The following is an 18,131-nucleotide window of genomic DNA, read 5'->3' as shown; positions in this document are numbered from 1 at the left end:
CGGTATGGGGCTGCAGGACCGTTGGCGCCATGGATGGCGCCATCGAGCCCCCATGGATGGGTTTACGGCGTGTCCTGCAGCCCCATACCGCCCCGCCAAACCAGAGAATAGCCAGAGCCGGCTGTTGCTGTTGCCTCGGCTTTGGCTGTGGCTGTTGCCTCTGCAGGTGCAGGGCGCAGCCCTGCCGAAAACCCCCTTGGGCGTAGAATGCGGGCATGAGCGAATCCCTCGACAACCACCTGGTCCACGGCCGCCGCCAGCGGCCCGACGGCCCTTCGCCGATCGATGTCATTTCGGTCCAATCACAACTGGTCTACGGCCATGCCGGCAACAGCGCCGCGCTGCCCCCGATGCGTGCGCTCGGCGTGCGCGTGGCCTCGATCCCGACCACGCTGCTGAGCAATGCGCCGTTCTACGAGACCACCCGTGGCCGTGTGCTGCCCAGCGACTGGTTCGCCGATCTGCTGCTCGGCACGCATGAACGGGGTCTTCCGCAGCGGGCGAAGATGCTGGTCTCCGGTTACTTCGGCAGCGCTGCCAACGGGGCGGCCTTTGCTGATTGGCTGGACGAGATCCTGCCGGCATGTCCGCAGCTGCGCTACTGCCTGGATCCGGTGATCGGCGATACCCACACCGGTCCCTACGTGGAGCCGGGACTGGAAGCGATCTTCGCTGAGCGCCTGCTGCCGCATGCATGGCTGGTTACCCCGAATGCCTTCGAACTCGGTCGCCTGACCGGCATGCCGGCACTGGCCGAAGCCGATGCCATTGCTGCCTCGCGCGCGCTGCTGGCGCGGGGGCCGCAGTGGGTGCTGGCACACAGCGTCGGCGGCAATCCGGGCGAGCTGGTGACGCTGGCTGTGGGGCGCGAGGAAACCTGGCGCTGGACCTCGCCGCTGCTGCCGGTGGATGTGGCAGGCACCGGCGATGTGCTGATGTCGCTGATGGTGTCCTTCCTGTTGCGTGGTGAGCCGATGCAGATGGCCATCTCGCGGGCCATCGCCGGCACCCATGCGGCGCTGGAGGCGACCCTGGCCCACGGCTTCGAAGAGTTCGACGTGATCGCGGCCGCACCGGCGGCACTGGCCGACGGCATGCGCTTCCGCGCCGAACGGCTGGCATGAGCGATCTGCACGAACGCACGCCGCGCACGGTCGGCATCGTCGGCAGTGCCGGCGCCTATGGACGCTGGCTGACCCGGTTCTTCGAACAGCACATGCAGGTGCGCGTGATCGGCCACGATCCGGCCGATCCGGGTTCGCATGCGCCGGAGCAGTTGCTGGAACAGGCCGACGTGTTGGTGTTCTCCGCACCGATCCGGCACACGTCCACGTTGATCGCCGAGTACGCGCGCCTGTCGGCGGGCCGCGAGCAGGAACGCTTGTGGCTGGATGTGACCTCGGTGAAGGAAGCGCCGGTGCAGGCGATGCTGGCCTCGTGCGCCGAAGTGGTGGGCCTGCATCCGATGACGGCGCCGCCCAAGGCGCCGACCCTGAAGGGCCGGGTGATGGTGGTCTGCGAGGCCAGGCTGCTGCATTGGCGGCCCTGGGTGGACGCGTTGTGCCTGGCACTGCAGGCCGAATGCGTGCGCGCCACCCCGCAGCACCATGACCAGATGATGGCGCTGGTGCAGGCGATGGTGCATGCGACCCACCTGGCCCAGGCGGGTGTGCTGCGCGAGTACCAGCCGCAGCTGGGCACGCTGGCGGCGATGCTGCCGTATCGATCGGCCTCGTTCGAACTGGATACCGCGATCATCTCGCGCATCCTGTCGTTGAATCCGGCGATCTACGAAGACATCCAGTTCGGCAATCCCTATGTGGCGCCGATGCTGCAACGCCTGATCGGCCAGCTGCAGACGCTGCAGGTACAGGTGGGGCAGGGCGACGACGCTGCGCGGGGCGCGTTCCGCGATCACCTGCTGGAGGCCAACAGGAGTGCCTTCGGCGATCAGGCCCTGGCTGCGGGCAACTACACCTTCGAGCGCGTCGGCTATCTGCTGGCCGACCTGACCGAGCGCAATGCACTGTCGGTGCATCTGCCTGAAGACCGCGCCGGTTCGTTGCGTGAGCTGCTGAACGTGTTCGAGCAGCATGGCATCAGCCTCGCCTCGATCCACTCCTCGCGCACGCCTGCTGGCGAAGTGCATTTCCGCATCGGTTTCGTGGCCGGCAGTGAGCCAGGGGCTATCGCGGCAGCCGCGGCCGAAGTGGATGCCAGCGGGATCGGCCGGGTGCTGGCGTAACGCCATTCATCCACAGGGCGTGTGGATGGCTTCTGCGCAAACATGTGGATAACCGGCGGCAGGCCTTGGCGTGCAAGGCTGTCAAGATGGTTGGTCAAAAAATGACCAACCTTTTTTCTGTCCGGAACAGCAGTAGAGCCGGGGCATGCCCGGCTCCGCGGTGGATCGCTAGATCGACAACCTGACCTCGCCGCCGCTGGTGGTGAACTCGCGGCCGTTGCGTACCAGCTGGCGTCCGTCATCAAGCTCATAACGCGGCGTCGCTTCGGAGCCATGCCCACTGCCGCTGGCCTCGGGCTTGAACTCGATGATGATGTGGCTTTCGCCATTGCTGTCGACAGCAGGGAACTGACGGAACGACATGCCTGGCCTCCTTCAGTGGTTCTTCGCTACGCCACCAGAGTGATCCGGCCGGTGTTAGCCGGCCGTCATCAATCGATGAACTGCAGGCGTGCAAGCTCCGCATACAGGCCGCCTTCAGCCAGCAGCTGCGTATGCGTGCCTTCGGCCACGATACGGCCATGGTCCATCACCACGATGCGGTCGGCCTTCAGCACGGTCGCCAGCCGATGGGCGATGACCACCGTGGTGCGCCCCGCCATCAAGCGTTCCAGCGCCTGCTGCACGCCATGTTCGCTCTGTGCATCCAGCGCGCTGGTGGCTTCGTCGAGCAGCAGGATCGGTGCGTCCTTCAGCAAGGCACGGGCGATCGCCACGCGCTGCTGCTGGCCACCGGACAGGCGGGCACCGCGCTCGCCCAGTTCGCTGTCGTAGCCCTCTGGCAGCGCACGCAGGAAGGCGTCGGCCTCGGCGGCACGGGCTGCGTCCTCCACCTCGGCGTCACTGGCCTCCAGCCGTCCATAGCGGATGTTGTCGCGTGCGCTGGCGGCGAACAATGTCGGTTGCTGCGGCACCAGCGCCAGCTGCGCGCGAAGCTCGGCCGGATCGACCTCGCGCACATCGATGCCGTCCACGCAGATGCGGCCGCTTGCCGGATCGTGGAAGCGCAGCAGCATCGACAGCACCGTGCTCTTGCCGGCGCCTGACGGGCCGACCAGGGCGACGGTTTCACCCGGCCGCACGTGCAGGTTGAAATGATCCAGCGCTGCCTGATCCGGTCGCTGCGGGTAGTTGAATAGCACGTCGTCGAAACGGATCTCGCCACGCAGCGGCTGCGGCAGCGCACGCGGCTTGGCCGGCGCACGGATCTCGATGTCTTCCTGCAGCAGCTCGCCGATGCGGCCCATGCCGCCGGATGCGCGCTGCAGTTCGTTCCACACTTCGGCCAGCGCACCGACCGAACCACCACCGATCAGTGCGTACAGCACGAACTGGCCCAACGTACCGGCGCTGAGCCGCCCGTCGATGACGTCGTGCGCGCCCAGCCACAACACCCCGACAATCGCACCGAACACCAGCAGGATGGCGCTGGCGGTCACCAGCGACTGCGCGCCGATGCGCCGGCGCGCGGCACGGATCGCATCGCCCAGCGCATGGTCGAATCGGCCGCGTTCATAGGGCTCGCGCGCATGCGCTTGCACGGTGCGCACCGCGCCCAGCGTTTCGCTGGCCAGGCTGTTGGCATCGGCAATGCGGTCCTGGCTGCTGCGCGCGATGGTACGCAGCTTGCGCGCGCCGATGATGATCGGCAGCACTGCCAGCGGGATGCCGAGCAGCGACCAGGCGGCCAGCCGCGGACTGGTGACGAACAGCATCGCCAGGCTGCCGACCACGGTGACACTGCTGCGCAGCGCCACGGACATGGTCGAGCCGACCACGCTGCGCAGCAGTTCGCTGTCGGCGGTCAGGCGCGAAACCAGCTCGCCGCTGCGGCTGCGGTCGTGGAAGCCGGCGCCGAGCTGGATCAGGTGCGCGTACAGCCGGCTGCGCAGATCCGCCACGACCTTCTCGCCGAGCAGCGAAACAAAGTAGAAGCGCGCCGCCGTCGCCAACGCCAGCACCACAGCGACCAGCATCAGCAATGCAAAGGCACGGTTGATCTGGCCCCCGCTGCTGAAGCCGTGGTCGATCATCTGCTTCACCGCCGGCGGCAGGCTCAGGGTCGCCGCTGAAGAAACGGCCAGGGCCAGCAGCCAGGCGCTGAACAATCCGCTGTGGCGGCGCACGAACGGCCACAGTGTGCGCAGGCTGCCGAGGCGGCGCAGCGGCGGGGAGGCCGGGTCGGTCGCCGGTGCGTCCTTGTCAGTCATCGAGGGGGTCATCTTGGATACGGATACGATCACGGGTGGCGTCGCGCAGGCGGATTTTCAATGCGTCGACCTGGTCTGCGGGCAATTCCACCCGCAATCTCACGCCATTGGCATCGAACTGTTCATCGCGCTTTTCGGCCGCGTGGGCCGGCAGGGCCGCATGCAGCGCGCCCAGGTCCTCGAATCCAGCCACCAGCTGCAGCCGCGCCATCGCCACCAGTGGCAGGCGCGGCGCGGTGCGCAGGCATTCGGCAGCGGCGCCGCCGTAAGCCCGGACCAGGCCACCGGCGCCCAGCTTGATGCCGCCGAACCAGCGGGTGACCACCACCATCACCCGGTCGAATCCCTGGCCATCGATGGCGGCCAGGATCGGGCGGCCTGCGGTGCCGGCGGGCTCGCCGTCATCGCTGGAGCGATAGTCCTGGCCGTGCCGGTAGGCCCAGCAGTTGTGGGTCGCATCGGCTACCGATACGTCCTGCAGAAATGCCATCGCCGCAGACGCGCTCTCGATCGGCGCGGCATGCGCGATGAAGCGGCTGTGCTTGACGTCCAGGGTGTGGTTGACCGGTTGGGCGAGGGTGTCGGGCATTCCCTTCATTCTACGGGCTTGCCGCCGACGTGCCTCAGTCGTCCAGCAACGGTCGCACATCCTTTGGCAGGCGCGCCTCTGGATAGGTCTGCAGATAACGCTCCAGGCTCGCCCGGGCCAGGTCGCGCTGGCCGGCGTCGCGGCGCTCGCGGATCTTCTGCAGCCATTGCCGGCGTGGCAGCCGGGCATCGGCCTGCACTTCGGCCTGTACCGCGTCCGCGCTGAGGTTCGCGTCGCTTGCGCGGCGCATGACGCCAGGCGCGGTTCTGCCGGCCGCGTCCTGCTTGGCCGCGGTGAGCGCGACGCGGTCTTCGGCCGTGGCCTGTGCGGAGGACATTGATTCGGCCGCCGCCGCAGTGGCCTTGCGCGCCCTCATCGTCGCGGCAGGGGCCGCAGGCGCAGGTGCCGAATAGGCTTCGGCCGCGGGGGGCGCTGCCGCTGGCATCGGAGGCGGCGCAAACGCTGTGTCGGCTGCAGGCGCAGGTGGCGGTGCCGGCGCCATCATCGGAGCAGGTGCCTGCCGGGGTGCGGCAGGCGCGGGTTTCACCACCTCCGCGATGGTCGGTGCCGGTGCCGGTGCTGTCTTGGCCGCCGCAGGTGCGGGTGCTGCGGCCGGTGCAGGTACCGGTGCGGCTTCGGTGGCCGCGACATCGGCGGCCGCGCTGTCGTAGGCCGTGCCTTCGGCGCTCGCATCGGCCGCCATTTCCTGTGCAGCCGGCGCGGTGGCAACTGCCTCGGCAGGGGCCGAGGGCGGCTCTGGACGCATCTGCCAGGCGATGCCAACGGCGAACACCGCCGATGCGGCCACGCCGAATACGGCCGGCCAGCGGCGGCGCGGGCGCAGCGTGCGCGGTGCCACCGGCGCTGGGGCCGCCTCGCGTGCTGGCGTCTCCACGGCCGCACGCGCAGCGGCGAGGATCGCCGCGTCCAGTGCCGGCGGAGGGCCCTGTTCGGTGCGGCGCCCAAGCAGGCGTGCCAGTTCGCGTTCTTCCGGCGTCAGTGCATCGTCTCGGTTCATGCGTTCAGTCCCGCACGCAGCTTGTCCATCGCATAGCGCAGCCGCGATTTCACGGTTTCCCGGCCAACGCCGGTGATCTGGCCGATCTCCTCCAGGCTCAGTTCCTGTTCCAGCCGCAGCTGCAGCACTTCGCGCTGTTCTGCGGGCAGTTCTTCCATCGCCAGCTGGATGCGGCGACGTTGCTCGAATTCGGACAATTCCGCTTCCGGTGTCTGCCCATCTTCCAGCGCGGCCAGGCGCAGATCGGCATCGGCCGGTGCAGGGGGGCGATGGCGGGCGGCGCGCCAGTGGTCGTTCAGGCGGTTGTGGGCGATGCGGAACAGCCAGGTGCTGAAGGCGGCATCGGCCTGCCAGCCTGCACGCGCGCTGATCACCCGCTGCCAGACGTCCTGGAACATCTCCTCGGCCAGCGCGGTGTCGCGCAGCTGCCGCAGCAGGAAGCCGAACAGGCGCTTGCGATGACGGGCATACAGGCTTTCGAACGCGTGCACTTCACCGGCGGCCCAAGCCAGCATCAAGGCTTCATCGGTTGGCAGGGCGCTGGCATCCACGCCGTACAGGGTAAGCCCTGCAGGCGGTGGCGCATAGCCAGCGATGGGGTGGGACAGGGCGACAGTCACGGCAGGAACCGGGAGGGGATCGAAAGGAAAAACGCCCGAGGGCACGTTTCGGGGTTGCCGGGCTTCCATTGCCCCCCGGGTGGCGCGTTATGCTCGGTAATTCAGGGGAGGCGGCGCTCAGGCGGCGCCAAGAGAACGTCATTTGTCCACCGAAGCCGACCGCGCGCTGGAAGCGTCAAACAACGAGCCTGTGCTGAGCGCAGCGCTGGTGCGCGCGCTGCATGCGCTGCTGCCGGAAACGGCGATCGTGCGCGTCGGCTGGGACGATCCGCAGCTCGGCAGCGGGCAGGGCGGTTGGCCGATCGGCGGTGGCGAGGAGGACATCTGGCAGCCGCTGGCCGACCACGCCGAAGGCCGCCACGGCTGGGAATACGACGGCGCCCGGCTGCTGCTGTCGGTACGCGGCGCGACGCCTTCCCCGGCCTGGTGGGGGCTGGCCCGGCAGGCCATGGAGCTGGCCCTGCAGCGGGGCCGCCAGGCGGGGCAGATCAAGGCGCTGGAAGAAGCTGAGCGGTTGCAGCAGGCCCTGTTCCAGATTGCCGACCTGGCCGGTGCCGACCTGGAAATGAGCGAGATGCTGCGCCACGTGCATGGCGTGCTGGGCACGCTGATGTATGCGCAGAACTGCTACATCGTCGAGTATGACGATGCCCGCCGGCAGATCCGCTTCCTGTACTTCGCCGACCAGGTCGATGATTTCGTCGCCGATCCTGCCCAGGGCTACGACATCGACCAGATGCCGCGCAGCCTGACAGTAGCGCTGCTGCGGCATGGCCGGCCGTTGAGCGGGCCTTCGCGCGAACTGCTGGCGCGGGTAGACCAGGAGCACGACCCGCAGCGCGGTCCGGAGAGCCTGGACTGGCTGGGCGTGCCGATGCTGCGCGATGGCCGGGTGTGTGGTGCGATCGTGGTACAGAGCTACGAGCATGCCGACCGCTACGGCGAGGCCGAACGGGCCCTGCTGGGTTTTGTCGCCCAGCACGTGCAGACCGCCATGGACCGCCGCCAGGCGCAGGTGCGGCTGGAGCAGCAGGTGGAACGGCGCACGCAGGAACTGCAGCGCGCCAATCTCAGCCTGCAGGATGAAGTGGCCGAGCGCCGCCGCGCCGAGCAGTTGCAGACCGCGCTGTACAACATCGCCGAAATGGCGATGTCGGCCGACAGCCTGGCGCAGTTCTACGGGCAGGTACACGGCGTGGTCGGGCGCTTGCTGGATGCGCGCAATTTCTATATCGCGCTGGTCAATGCCGAGGGCGATGGGCTGGATTTCGTCTACTCGGTCGACGAGCACAACGCGAGTCGTGCACCGCGCGCGTTCAGTCGCGGCCTGACCGAGTACGTAGTCCGCCATCGTCGGCCCCTGCTGGCCTCGCGTGCGCAGATCGATGCGCTGCTGGAAACCGGCGAGGTGCGCGAATCCGGCGCACGTTCGCAGTGCTGGCTCGGCGTGCCGTTGCTGCGCGACGACGAAGTGGTCGGTGCGATCGTGGTGCAGAGTTACACCGAGCAGATCGCCTTCAGCGTGCATGACCAGCGCCTGCTGATCTTCGTTGCGCAGAACATCGGCACCGGTCTTGCGCGCCAGCGCGATCAGCAACGACTGCGCTCGGCGCATGCCGAGCTGGAAAAGCGGGTGGAGGAGCGCACCCGCGAGCTGGGCGAGGTGAACGAAAAGCTGCTGGGCCAGATCGGCGAGCGCCTGCGCGCCGAGCAGCGACTGACCCACCAGGCGATGCACGACGCGCTGACCGGACTGCCCAATCGCCTGCACCTGCTGGACAGGCTGCAGGATGCGCTGGCGCTGGCCCGGCGCGAAGGTGGCCCGGTGTTCGCGGTGCTGTTCCTGGACCTTGACCGCTTCAAGCTGGTCAACGACAGCATCGGTCACGCCGCCGGCGATCGCATGCTGGTGGAAGTAGCCAAGCGCATCGTGTCCATGGCCGGCGACAATGATGTGGTGGCGCGCCTGGGCGGTGATGAGTTCGCCGTGCTGCTGCACTGTCCGGAGGGCTTGGCGCAGGCGCTGGATTTCGGCCAGCGGCTGTTGCTGGCACTGCAGGAATCGATGTGGATCGCCGGTCGCGAGCTGTTCCCCTCCGGCAGCCTGGGCATCGCCTTGTGGAACCCGCGCTATCGCACCGGCGAGGAACTGCTGCGCGACGCCGATGCGGCGATGTACCGGGCCAAGGCCCAGGGCCACGACCGCTGCTCGATCTTCGATGAGGAGATGCGCGAGCAGGCGCTGCGCAGCCTGGATCTCGAGGCCGACCTGCGGCGGGCGATCAACAACCGTGATTTCGTGCCGTTCTACCAGCCGATCGTGCGCCTCTCCGACGGCGAGGTGGTCGGCCACGAGGCCCTGCTGCGCTGGAAGCACGAGCGCCGTGGACTGCTGCTGCCAGGCGCGTTCCTGGAACTGGGCGAGGAAAGCGGCCTGATCGAACAGGTCGACTGGTTGATCTACGAGCAGGTCATCGCCGGCCTTGCCGATGGTGGGCGTGGCTATGTGTCGGTCAACGTGTCGCCGCGGCATTTCCGCTCCGCCGAGTTCAGCGGGCGCCTGTATGGCCTGCTGGAGGCGAGCAACGCGGACCCGCGGCGACTGCGCCTGGAGATCACCGAGGTCGCGCTGCTCGACGACGGTCCACACACGCTGCGCATCCTGAAGGGCCTGCGTGAACGTGGCATCCAGGTGCAGCTGGATGATTTCGGAACGGGTTTCTCGGCGCTGTCCTACCTGCACCGTTTCCCGATCAGCACGTTGAAGATCGACCAGAGCTTCATTGCCGGCCTGCACGGCCCGGAGGCACAGAGCACGCGCGCGCTGGTCGAAGGCGTGCTGTCACTGGCACGCACGCTGGGCATCGAGACGATCGGCGAAGGCATCGAGACCGAGGCGCAGCGTGCCACGCTGTTCGAGCTCGGCTGCGACTACGGCCAGGGCTACCTGCTGGGCCGGCCGGCACCGTGGACGCGCGCGGCAGCCTGAGCCACCGCGCACGTAGTCCTCAACGCAGCGCCGCGCGGCGCTTCTCGTCGATCCACTTCGAGGCCTGGGCCGGCTGGTAGTTCTTCATCCAGGCCAGCATCTCCTCGATGTCCGAGCCGTACCACAGGTCCTGGCGCTGCTCGGGGTGCAGGAAGCGCTCTTCCACCATGCGATCGATCATGCCGATCAGCGGCGCATAGAAGCCGTCCACATCAAGGAACGCGCAGGGCTTGTTGCCGATGCCGAGCTGGCGCCAGGTCAGCATCTCGAAGATCTCTTCCATGGTGCCGAAGCCGCCGGGCAGGGCGACGAAGCCATCGGACAGATCGAACATGCGCGACTTGCGCTCATGCATCGAACCGACGATCTCCAGTTCGGTCAGGCCGCGATGGGCCACTTCCCAGTCGGCCAGCTGGCGCGGAATCACGCCGGTGACCTCACCGCCGGCGGCGAGCACGGCATTGGCCACGGTACCCATCAGGCCGACATTGCCGCCGCCGTACACCAGGCGCATGCCGTCGCGGGCGATGCGATCGCCCAGCGCGATGGCGCGTTCGGTGTAGACCGGCTTGCTGCCAGCGTTGGAACCGCAGTACACACAGATCGACTTCATGGATCTTCCTGTCTTGGCCGGAAACGAAAACGCCCCGCGGTCAACCAGTGAAGCCGGTCGCAGGGCGGGGTGTCCGGGCAATTATGAGGCTTTGCCGTTGTTCTCTGTAGCGCCGGGCTTTGCCCGGCGATATTTCGTTCAGATCAGGGCCAGCCCTTCAGCCGGGCAGCGCCCGGCTCTACGAGGGTCTGGGATTACGCAGCGGCCGCCTGTTCGCGGCGCGGCCCTTCACGCAGCGCACGGCCCACCATGCCTACCAGCAGGTCCAGCTCGCTGCTGTCCATGCCGAAGTGCGGGGTGAAGCGCAGCGAGTTCTCGCCACCATGGATCACGTTGATGCCGTGCTGGCGCAGCCATTCCTCGGTGGAATTGGCGCCATAGCACTTGAACTGCGGGGCCAGTTCGCAGGAGAACAGCAGGCCGGTGCCCTGCACCTTGGTGATCAGGCCGCCCAGTTCGTTCTTCAGCTGCTCCAGCGTGCGCACGGCCTCGGCACCGCGCTCGGCGATGTTGGCGCGGACCTGCGGGGTCAACTGGGCCAGGGTGGCGCAGGCCACGTCCAGCGCACGCGGATTGCTGGTCATGGTGTTGCCGTAGATGCCCTTGCGGTACAGCTGCGCGGCGTGCTCGGTCACGGCCAGCACCGACAGCGGATACTGCGCGGCGTTCAGTGCCTTGGAGTAGGTTTCCATGTCCGGCGCGTCCAGGCCTTCGAAGCCCGGATAGTCGACCACCGACAGCACGCCATGGGCGCGCAGGCCGGCCTGGATCGAGTCCAGCAGCAGCAGGCTGCCGTGGGCGCGGGTCAGTTCGCGGGCCAGTGCATAGAACGCCGGCGGCACGGAGCGGCCCGGGTCACCTTCGCCCATCACCGGCTCCAGGAACACCGCTTCGATGAACCAGTTGTTGTGCGCGGCATCCTCGAACACCTTGCGCAGGCCGGCCTCGTCGTACGGGGCGACGGTGATCACCGACTCCTCGCCACGGTAGCTGGCCAGATGCTGCATGTAGGTCTTGCGGCTGGAATCGGAATACAGCGCCGGTCGGTCGGTGCGGCCGTGGAAGCTGCCCTTGATGACTACGCGCTTGATTGCCGCACCGGCATGGCGGGCACCCGGGTCGGTCTGCAGCTTGGCGTTGACGTCGGCGATGCGCGCGGCCAGGCCAACCGCTTCAGAGCCGGAATTCAGGCACATGAAGCGCGTGAACGGGCAGCCGCCACGACGGTGGCCGATCTCGGCCCGCAGCGCGGTGATGAAGCGCTGCTGGGACAGGCTGGGGGTCATGATGTTGGCCATCACCTGCGGCCGTGACATCGCCTCCATGACGGCGTCCGGGGTGTGGCCGAAGCCCAGCATGCCGTAGCCGCCGGCGTCGTACAGCACCGCGCCTTTCAGGGTGACCACCCACGGACCACGCGCGGCCAGCGCCACGTACGGGGTCACCGCATCATCGGCGTAGAAATTGACGAAGCCGTCCTGCATGGCATCGATCTGCGCCTGCTCATCCTGTGCCAGCAGCGGCCCCAGCTCAGCCTGCACGCGCGCGAATTCGGCAGCAGCGGCATCGACCGCGGCGACCAGCTGCGGATGGTTGGCGGCGAGGGTGGTCAGGGTTGCGTCATCCAGGCCGTTGGTGAGGCGGGTGCCGGGCTGGGCGCGGAGGGGGGCGAGGCGTTCGATGAAGCTCATTGCAGATCTCCTGAAACGTTGGGTCGCACGGGCCTTCAAAAGCAAAACGCGCGTCTTCACGCGCGCTTGGGGCGGGCTCGTGCAGCGGACTTCCTCGTCGATGCTAGCACTTGTTTTTTTGCGCGATAACCCCGCAAAAGACTGCTGCATAGCAGCATTTTGCGCGACGTTCGGCCTCGCTCGTGCCGGCTCGCAGACGCTGGACGTACAATGCGCGCCATTGTCGACCTGTTGCCGTCCACTGCCTTGAAGAAGTCCGATTTCCATTACGAACTGCCGGCCGAACTGATCGCCCAGGCCCCCTTGGCCGAACGCTCGGCGAGCCGCCTGCTGCTGGTGCCGCCGGCGCCGGCTGCCTTCACCGACCTGCAGGTGCGCGACCTGCCATCGCTGCTGCAACCGGGCGATCTGCTGGTGTTCAACGACACCCGGGTGATTCCGGCGCGCCTGTTCGGGCAGAAGGCCAGCGGTGGCCGCGTGGAAATCCTGATCGAGCGCCTGCTCGGCGGCCAGCAGGCGCGGGCCCAGGTCGGTGCCAGCAAGTCGCCGAAGGCCGGCAGCCGCATCGCCCTGGATGCCGGTGGCGAAGCCGAAGTGCTGGGGCGCGACGGCGAGTTCTACGTGCTGCAGTTCCATGTGCCGGAATCGCTGGAGCAGTGGCTGCTGCACGCCGGCCGGCTGCCGTTGCCGCCCTACATCCAGCGCGAGCCCGGTGTGGACGACCGCGAGCGCTACCAGACCGTGTTCGCGCGCGAAGTGGGCGCCGTGGCGGCACCGACCGCAGGCCTGCACTTCGATGAGGCGCTGCTGGCAGCACTGAAGGACAAGGGCGTGGATTTCGGCCACGTCACCCTGCACGTGGGCGCAGGCACGTTCCAGCCGGTGCGCGCCGACGACCTGAAGGACCACGTCATGCACCGCGAGTGGCTGAACGTCGGTGCCGAGCTGGTGCAGCAGGTGCGACGCACGCGTGCGGCCGGTGGCCGGGTGATCGGCGTGGGCACGACCGTGGTGCGCGCGCTGGAAAGCGCGATGCGTGAGGGCGAGCTGCTGCCGTTCGCGGGCGAAACGCAGATCTTCATCACCCCCGGCTACCGGATCCGCAGCGTCGACGCGATGGTGACCAATTTCCACCTGCCCGAAAGCACGCTGCTGATGATGATCTCGGCGTTTGCCGGCAAGGGGCGCGTGTTCGAGGCTTACCAGCACGCGATCGAGCAGCGCTACCGGTTCTTCAGCTACGGCGACGCGATGCTGCTGTTCCCGCAGGCGGGGTAGGGCCGAGGTGGGTAGCGCCGGGCCATGCCTGGCGGGGCGCAGTTGCGGGTCATCCGCAGGGCATGGCCCGGCGCTACCGGAGCAGGAAAGGCGGTTTTGGGAGACAATAGACAACTATTTGCCCGAACGACCGTTCCATGTCCCGATTGCAGTTCCAGCTCCAGACCCGTGATGGCCGCGCCCGCCGTGGCCGCCTGACCTTCCCGCGTGGCACGGTGGAAACGCCGGCCTTCATGCCGGTGGGGACCTATGGCTCGGTCAAGGGCATCCTGCCGGACCAGGTGCGTGCGCTGGGCGCCGAGATCATCCTCGGCAACACCTTCCACCTGTACCTGCGGCCGGGCCTGGACATCATCGCCGACCACGGCGGCCTGCACGGCTTCTGCCGCTGGGATGGCCCGATCCTGACCGACTCCGGCGGCTTCCAGGTGTTCTCGCTGGCCCACCGCCGCAAGATCACCGAGCAGGGCGTGACCTTCGCCTCGCCGACCGACGGTGCCCGGGTGTTCCTGGGCCCGGAGGAGAGCATGAAGATCCAGAAGGTGCTCGATTCGGACGTGGTGATGATCTTCGACGAGTGCACGCCGTACCCGGCCACCGAGGACGTCGCCCGCCGATCGATGGAACTGAGCCTGCGCTGGGCCCAGCGCAGCCGCAACGCGCATGACGAACTGGGCAACGATGCGGCCCTGTTCGGCATTGTCCAGGGCGGGGTGCACACCGACCTGCGCAGCCGTTCGGCCGAGGCCCTGCAGGGGATCGGCTTCGACGGCTATGCCATTGGCGGCCTGGCCGTGGGCGAGCCGGAAGACGAGCGCAACGCCATGCTCGACCATCTGGATCCGGAGCTGCCGGCCGACCGTCCGCGCTACCTGATGGGCGTTGGCCGCCCTGAAGACCTGGTCGAGGGTGTCGCACGCGGCGTGGACATGTTCGATTGCGTGATGCCGACCCGCAATGCGCGCAACGGCCACTATTTCACCTCGTTTGGCACCGTCCGCATCCGCAATTCGCAGTACGCGCGGGACATGGACCCGATCGAGCCGGGCTGTGGCTGCGTGGCCTGTGCCGGCGGCTATACCCGCTCGTACCTGCGCCATCTGGACCGCTGCAACGAGATGCTGGCGCCGATGCTGGGCACCCAGCACAACCTCTTCTATTACGAAAAACTGATGGCCGACATCCGCGTAGCCATCGAGGCGGGAACCTTCCTGGCCTTCCGCGAGTCCTTCTACGCAGCACGCGGGGCGGTAGCGCCGCCCCTGTAAACCCGCAGCACCCCCTGCCAAACGGCCCAAGGACGAACGCCCGGGGCCGTGGCATACTTCAAGGCTGACCCAGATCCGCGGTCGACACCTCGTGCCCGTGAAACGGCCGAAGCGCCGCCCAACCAAAGGACCAACGATGAACCTGCTTGCCTTCCTGATTCCCGCCGCCCACGCCCAGGCCGCTGGCGGCCAACCGCAGGGCATGGGCCTGACCACGCTGCTGTTCCCGATCATCCTGATCGCCATCATGTACTTCCTGATGATCCGCCCGCAGATGAAGCGGCAGAAGGAGCACAAGGCCATGCTGGAGAAGATCAAGCGCGGCGACGAAGTGCTGACCAACGGCGGCATCGCCGGCAAGGTCACCGATATCGGCGACAACTTCGTCACCGTCGAAGTGGCCGAGAACGTGCGCATCCGCGTGCAGAAGGGCGCTGTCGGCAGCGTGCTGCCGACCGGCACCCTGGATTCGGCCAAGTAAGCCACTCCCTTTCTGAAGCACAACCGCGGCGCCGGGGATGGCGCCGCGCGGGACCCAAGCAATGCTCGAATTTCCACGCTGGAAGTACGTCGTCATCGTGATCGTACTGGCGCTCAGCACGCTGTACGCACTGCCCAACATCTACCAGAAGGACCCGGCCATCCAGATCACCGCCAACCGTGGCGGGCAGATCGACGATGCGCTGCGCGACCGTGTGCTGGCCGACCTCAAAAAGGCCGGTGTCACCACGATCGGTGCAGAGAAGGAAGGGGACAGCCTGATCGTCCGCCTGTCGGACCTGAAGTCGCAGTCTGCCGCCAGCGATGCGCTGCGTGACAGCGTGGGCGAGAACTACACGGTTGCCCTGAACCTGGCCTCGACCGTGCCGGACTGGCTGGCCAAGCTCGGCGGCCGCCCGATGGTGCTGGGCCTGGACCTGCAGGGCGGCGTGCACTTCGTGCTGCAGGTCGACCAGAAAGCCGCGCTGGACAAGCGCCTGGACGCCTACACCGAGGACGTGCGCAGCACCCTGCGTGATGCGCGCATCGCCTACCAGTCGGTCGAGCGTCGTGCCGACAACACCATCGTCGCCAACCTGAGCCCTTCGGCCGGCGAAGACGCCGGTACGCGTGCCCGCGCCGCGCTGGCCAAGGCGCAGCCGACCCTCGGCTATGACGTCAGTGGCAACCGCATCACGGTCTCCATTCCGGAAGCGGAAATCACGCAGATCGCCAACGGCGCCATCGAGCAGAACATCAACACCCTGCGCAACCGCGTGAACCAGCTCGGCGTGTCCGAGCCGATCATCCAGCGCCAGGGTGCTGATCGCGTGGTGGTGCAGCTGCCGGGCGTGCAGGACACGGCCGAAGCCAAGCGCATGATCGGTGCCACCGCCACCCTGGAATATCGGGCTGTGGTGGAAGGCAACGCGCAGGACGCCATCGCGTCGGGTCGTATTCCGCCGGAAGCCAAGGTCTACCAGCGCCGTGACAACGGCGGTCCGGTGCTGCTGAACAAGCGCGTGATCGTCACCGGTGACCAGATGGTGGCCGCGCAGGCGGTGACCGACTCCACCAGCGGCACCCCGGCAGTCAGCGTGACGCTGAACAACGTCGGTGGCCAGCGCATGTTCGACTTCACCAGCGCGAACGTGAACAAGCCGATGGCGGTGGTCTACACCGAGCGCGTGCCGACCGTGACCGTCGTCGACGGTGAGGAAGTGCGTGGCTTCAAGGTCAACGAGGAAGTGATCTCGGTGGCCAACATCAACGGCGTGTTCGGCAAGAACTTCCAGACCACCGGTCTGCAGAAGAAGGAAGCCGAGGACCTGGCCAAGCTGCTGAAGTCGGGCTCGCTGGCTGCGCCGATGGACTTCGTCGAAGAGCGCGTGGTCGGCCCGAGCCTGGGCGCGGAGAACGTCAAGAACGGCATCACCGCGGTGGTCTACGCGTTCATGTTCACCCTGGTGTTCTTCACCATCTACTACCGCATGTTCGGTCTGATCACCTCGATCGCGATGCTGTTCAACCTGCTGATCGTGGTGGCGGTGATGTCGCTGTTCGGCGCGACCATGACCCTGCCGGGCTTCGCCGGTCTGGCGTTGTCGGTCGGTCTGTCGGTCGACGCCAACGTGCTGATCAACGAGCGTATCCGTGAAGAACTGCGTGCCGGCGTGCCGGGCAAGACCGCGATCGTGACCGGTTACGAGCGTGCGTCGGGCACCATCCTCGACGCCAACCTGACCGGCCTGATCGTCGGTGTGGCGCTGTTCGCATTCGGTACCGGTCCGCTGAAGGGCTTCGCGCTGACCATGATCATCGGTATTTTCGCTTCCATGTTCACCGCGATCACCGTATCGCGTGCACTGGCGACGCTGATCTACGGCCGTCGCAAGAAGCTCCAGAACGTGGCCATCTGACGGGACGACACGCACATGAAACTGTTTCCGCTGCACATCCTCCCGAACGATACCAAGATCGACTTCATGCGCTGGCGCCATGTCGCGATGGTCGTCACGATCATCGTGTTCCTGGCCTCGATCGGCATCATCGGCTTCAAGGGCTTCAACTACGCTCTGGACTTCACCGGCGGCACCCTGATCGAAGCCCGCTTCGAACACGCGGTGGATGTCGAGGACGTCCGCAGCAAACTTGAGCAGAACGGCTTCGATGGCGCCCAGGTACAGAGCGTCGGTGGCAACACCGACCTGCTGATCCGCCTGGCCCCGCACGGTGAGCACGCTCCGGGTACCGGCGGCGCTTCGGCCGAGGACAAGGCGACTGCCGCGGCCGTGGTCAAGGCGGTCTCTTCGGCTGACAACCAGGCCACCGTGCTGCGCAACGAGTTCGTTGGCCCGCAGATCGGCAAGGACCTGGCGATGAATGGCCTGTACGCCACCATCTTCATGCTGGCCGGCTTCCTGATCTACATCGCGGTGCGTTTCGAATGGAAGTTCGCGGTCACCGCGAGCATCGTGGCGATGTTCGACCTGATCGTGACGGTGGCCTACGTGTCGCTGCTGGGCCGTGAGTTCGACCTGACCGTGCTGGCCGGCCTGCTGTCGGTGATGGGCTTTGCGATCAACGACATCATCGTGGTGTTCGACCGCGTCCGCGAAAACTTCCGCAGCCTGCGCGTGGAGCCGATGGAAGTGCTGAACCGTTCGATCAACCAGACGCTGTCGCGTACGGTGATCACCGCGGTGATGTTCTTCCTGTCCGCACTGGCGCTGTACCTGTACGGCGGCAGCTCGATGGAAGGCCTGGCCGAGACGCACATGATCGGTGCGGTGATCGTGGTGCTGTCCTCGATCCTGGTGGCGGTGCCGATGTTGACCGTAGGTGCCCTGCGCGTGACCAAGCAGGACCTGCTGCCCAAGGCCAAGGACGTCGAGGCCCTGGCGCGCCGTCCGTAAGCCTCTGCTGCACGCAGTACACAGAGAACCCCGCGCAAGCGGGGTTTTTTGTTGGCAGGGCTGCGCCCTGCACCCGCCGAGGCAAGAGCAACGTCAACGTCCAAAGCGGGTGTCCGTGGTTTGGCGGGGCGGTGTCGGAGTGCGGGGACGCCGCAAGTACGTCCCTGTAGGCTTGGCAGCCGCATCCATGCGGCTGACACCCCGCACTCCGACAC

The 18,131-nt window shown here is 67.1% G+C and carries 15 protein-coding genes; 8 read left to right on the top strand and 7 right to left on the bottom strand.

Going from position 1 to position 18,131, the window contains the following annotated elements; translation table 11 throughout:
- Positions 1-215: 215 nt before the first annotated feature.
- Entirely contained in the window at positions 216-1,124 is a 909-nt protein-coding gene (gene pdxY / locus ABIA73_RS21245; protein ID WP_059063846.1) for a pyridoxal kinase, read from the top strand.
- Entirely contained in the window at positions 1,121-2,245 is a 1,125-nt protein-coding gene (locus tag ABIA73_RS21240) for a prephenate dehydrogenase (protein WP_025875146.1), read from the top strand. The genes pdxY and ABIA73_RS21240 overlap by 4 nt, the downstream gene beginning before the upstream one ends.
- Before the next feature lie 168 nt (positions 2,246-2,413).
- Here ABIA73_RS21240 and ABIA73_RS21235 read toward each other — a convergent pair whose 3' ends face one another.
- The 5 genes from ABIA73_RS21235 to ABIA73_RS21215 all read right to left on the bottom strand — a co-directional run bounded on the left by ABIA73_RS21235 (position 2,414) and on the right by ABIA73_RS21215 (position 6,577).
- Complete coding sequence (locus ABIA73_RS21235) at positions 2,414-2,608, bottom strand: hypothetical protein (protein WP_025875144.1); 195 nt, start codon at positions 2,606-2,608, stop codon at positions 2,414-2,416.
- A 68-nt stretch (positions 2,609-2,676) separates the two neighbouring features.
- Positions 2,677-4,455, bottom strand: coding sequence for an ABC transporter transmembrane domain-containing protein (locus ABIA73_RS21230; protein ID WP_033830874.1), 1,779 nt, complete (start codon positions 4,453-4,455; stop codon positions 2,677-2,679).
- Positions 4,448-5,044: an IMPACT family protein gene (locus tag ABIA73_RS21225; RefSeq protein WP_033830875.1), complete on the bottom strand. Its 597-nt coding sequence runs from the start codon at positions 5,042-5,044 to the stop codon at positions 4,448-4,450. Before ABIA73_RS21225 ends, ABIA73_RS21230 begins: the two co-directional genes overlap by 8 nt.
- Before the next feature lie 34 nt (positions 5,045-5,078).
- The gene (locus ABIA73_RS21220) at positions 5,079-6,062 is read right to left on the bottom strand and encodes a hypothetical protein (RefSeq protein ID WP_309910749.1); all 984 of its coding nucleotides are present in this window, start codon (positions 6,060-6,062) and stop codon (positions 5,079-5,081) included.
- On the bottom strand, positions 6,059-6,577 hold the full coding sequence (locus ABIA73_RS21215; RefSeq protein WP_229291374.1) for an RNA polymerase sigma factor: 519 nt from the start codon (positions 6,575-6,577) through the stop codon (positions 6,059-6,061). Before ABIA73_RS21215 ends, ABIA73_RS21220 begins: the two co-directional genes overlap by 4 nt.
- Positions 6,578-6,824: 247 nt before the next feature.
- On the opposite strand from ABIA73_RS21215, the gene ABIA73_RS21210 reads away from it, so the two are divergent.
- A complete protein-coding gene (locus tag ABIA73_RS21210; protein WP_223482271.1) occupies positions 6,825-9,671 on the top strand; it encodes a bifunctional diguanylate cyclase/phosphodiesterase in 2,847 nt (948 codons plus the stop codon).
- A 19-nt stretch (positions 9,672-9,690) separates the two neighbouring features.
- Here the strand turns inward: ABIA73_RS21210 and ABIA73_RS21205 are convergent, their stop codons facing one another.
- Both ABIA73_RS21205 and ABIA73_RS21200 read right to left on the bottom strand, forming a co-directional pair.
- Positions 9,691-10,284: an LOG family protein gene (locus ABIA73_RS21205; protein ID WP_025875132.1), complete on the bottom strand. Its 594-nt coding sequence runs from the start codon at positions 10,282-10,284 to the stop codon at positions 9,691-9,693.
- A 194-nt stretch (positions 10,285-10,478) separates the two neighbouring features.
- Positions 10,479-11,975, bottom strand: coding sequence for an aminotransferase class III-fold pyridoxal phosphate-dependent enzyme (locus ABIA73_RS21200; protein WP_354276247.1), 1,497 nt, complete (start codon positions 11,973-11,975; stop codon positions 10,479-10,481).
- 210 nt (positions 11,976-12,185) lie between these two features.
- Between ABIA73_RS21200 and queA the strand changes: the two genes are divergently transcribed.
- From queA to secF, 5 genes are all read left to right on the top strand, one after another.
- Positions 12,186-13,253, top strand: a complete 1,068-nt coding sequence (gene queA, locus ABIA73_RS21195; RefSeq protein ID WP_309910754.1) for a tRNA preQ1(34) S-adenosylmethionine ribosyltransferase-isomerase QueA — start codon at positions 12,186-12,188, stop codon at positions 13,251-13,253.
- A gap of 137 nt (positions 13,254-13,390) precedes the next feature.
- The gene (gene tgt / locus ABIA73_RS21190; protein WP_134832389.1) at positions 13,391-14,521 is read left to right on the top strand and encodes a tRNA guanosine(34) transglycosylase Tgt; all 1,131 of its coding nucleotides are present in this window, start codon (positions 13,391-13,393) and stop codon (positions 14,519-14,521) included.
- Positions 14,522-14,657: 136 nt separating this feature from the next.
- A complete protein-coding gene (gene yajC, locus ABIA73_RS21185; RefSeq protein WP_025875124.1) occupies positions 14,658-15,002 on the top strand; it encodes a preprotein translocase subunit YajC in 345 nt (114 codons plus the stop codon).
- Between the two features lie 61 nt (positions 15,003-15,063).
- The gene (gene secD, locus ABIA73_RS21180) at positions 15,064-16,920 is read left to right on the top strand and encodes a protein translocase subunit SecD (protein WP_033830879.1); all 1,857 of its coding nucleotides are present in this window, start codon (positions 15,064-15,066) and stop codon (positions 16,918-16,920) included.
- 15 nt (positions 16,921-16,935) lie between these two features.
- On the top strand, positions 16,936-17,916 hold the full coding sequence (gene secF / locus ABIA73_RS21175; RefSeq protein ID WP_025875120.1) for a protein translocase subunit SecF: 981 nt from the start codon (positions 16,936-16,938) through the stop codon (positions 17,914-17,916).
- The last annotated feature ends 215 nt before the right edge of the window (positions 17,917-18,131 follow it).

The organism is Stenotrophomonas sp. 2694, from assembly GCF_040548715.1.
GTDB lineage: Bacteria > Pseudomonadota > Gammaproteobacteria > Xanthomonadales > Xanthomonadaceae > Stenotrophomonas > Stenotrophomonas indicatrix.
The sequence above is the reverse complement of the archived record's forward strand: the minus strand, read 5'-3'. Positions and strand labels throughout refer to the sequence as shown.

Coding starts and splice junctions, on each gene's coding strand:
- queA (WP_309910754.1), top strand. CDS start 12,186: ATGCGCGCCATTGTCGACCTGTTGCCGTCCACTGCCTTGAAGAAGTCC.
- ABIA73_RS21235 (WP_025875144.1), bottom strand. CDS start 2,608: ATGTCGTTCCGTCAGTTCCCTGCTGTCGACAGCAATGGCGAAAGCCAC.
- secD (WP_033830879.1), top strand. CDS start 15,064: ATGCTCGAATTTCCACGCTGGAAGTACGTCGTCATCGTGATCGTACTG.
- ABIA73_RS21225 (WP_033830875.1), bottom strand. CDS start 5,044: ATGCCCGACACCCTCGCCCAACCGGTCAACCACACCCTGGACGTCAAG.
- secF (WP_025875120.1), top strand. CDS start 16,936: ATGAAACTGTTTCCGCTGCACATCCTCCCGAACGATACCAAGATCGAC.
- yajC (WP_025875124.1), top strand. CDS start 14,658: ATGAACCTGCTTGCCTTCCTGATTCCCGCCGCCCACGCCCAGGCCGCT.
- ABIA73_RS21220 (WP_309910749.1), bottom strand. CDS start 6,062: ATGAACCGAGACGATGCACTGACGCCGGAAGAACGCGAACTGGCACGC.
- ABIA73_RS21230 (WP_033830874.1), bottom strand. CDS start 4,455: ATGACTGACAAGGACGCACCGGCGACCGACCCGGCCTCCCCGCCGCTG.
- pdxY (WP_059063846.1), top strand. CDS start 216: ATGAGCGAATCCCTCGACAACCACCTGGTCCACGGCCGCCGCCAGCGG.
- tgt (WP_134832389.1), top strand. CDS start 13,391: ATGTCCCGATTGCAGTTCCAGCTCCAGACCCGTGATGGCCGCGCCCGC.
- ABIA73_RS21215 (WP_229291374.1), bottom strand. CDS start 6,577: ATGCTGGCTTGGGCCGCCGGTGAAGTGCACGCGTTCGAAAGCCTGTAT.
- ABIA73_RS21205 (WP_025875132.1), bottom strand. CDS start 10,284: ATGAAGTCGATCTGTGTGTACTGCGGTTCCAACGCTGGCAGCAAGCCG.
- ABIA73_RS21200 (WP_354276247.1), bottom strand. CDS start 11,975: ATGAGCTTCATCGAACGCCTCGCCCCCCTCCGCGCCCAGCCCGGCACC.
- ABIA73_RS21240 (WP_025875146.1), top strand. CDS start 1,121: ATGAGCGATCTGCACGAACGCACGCCGCGCACGGTCGGCATCGTCGGC.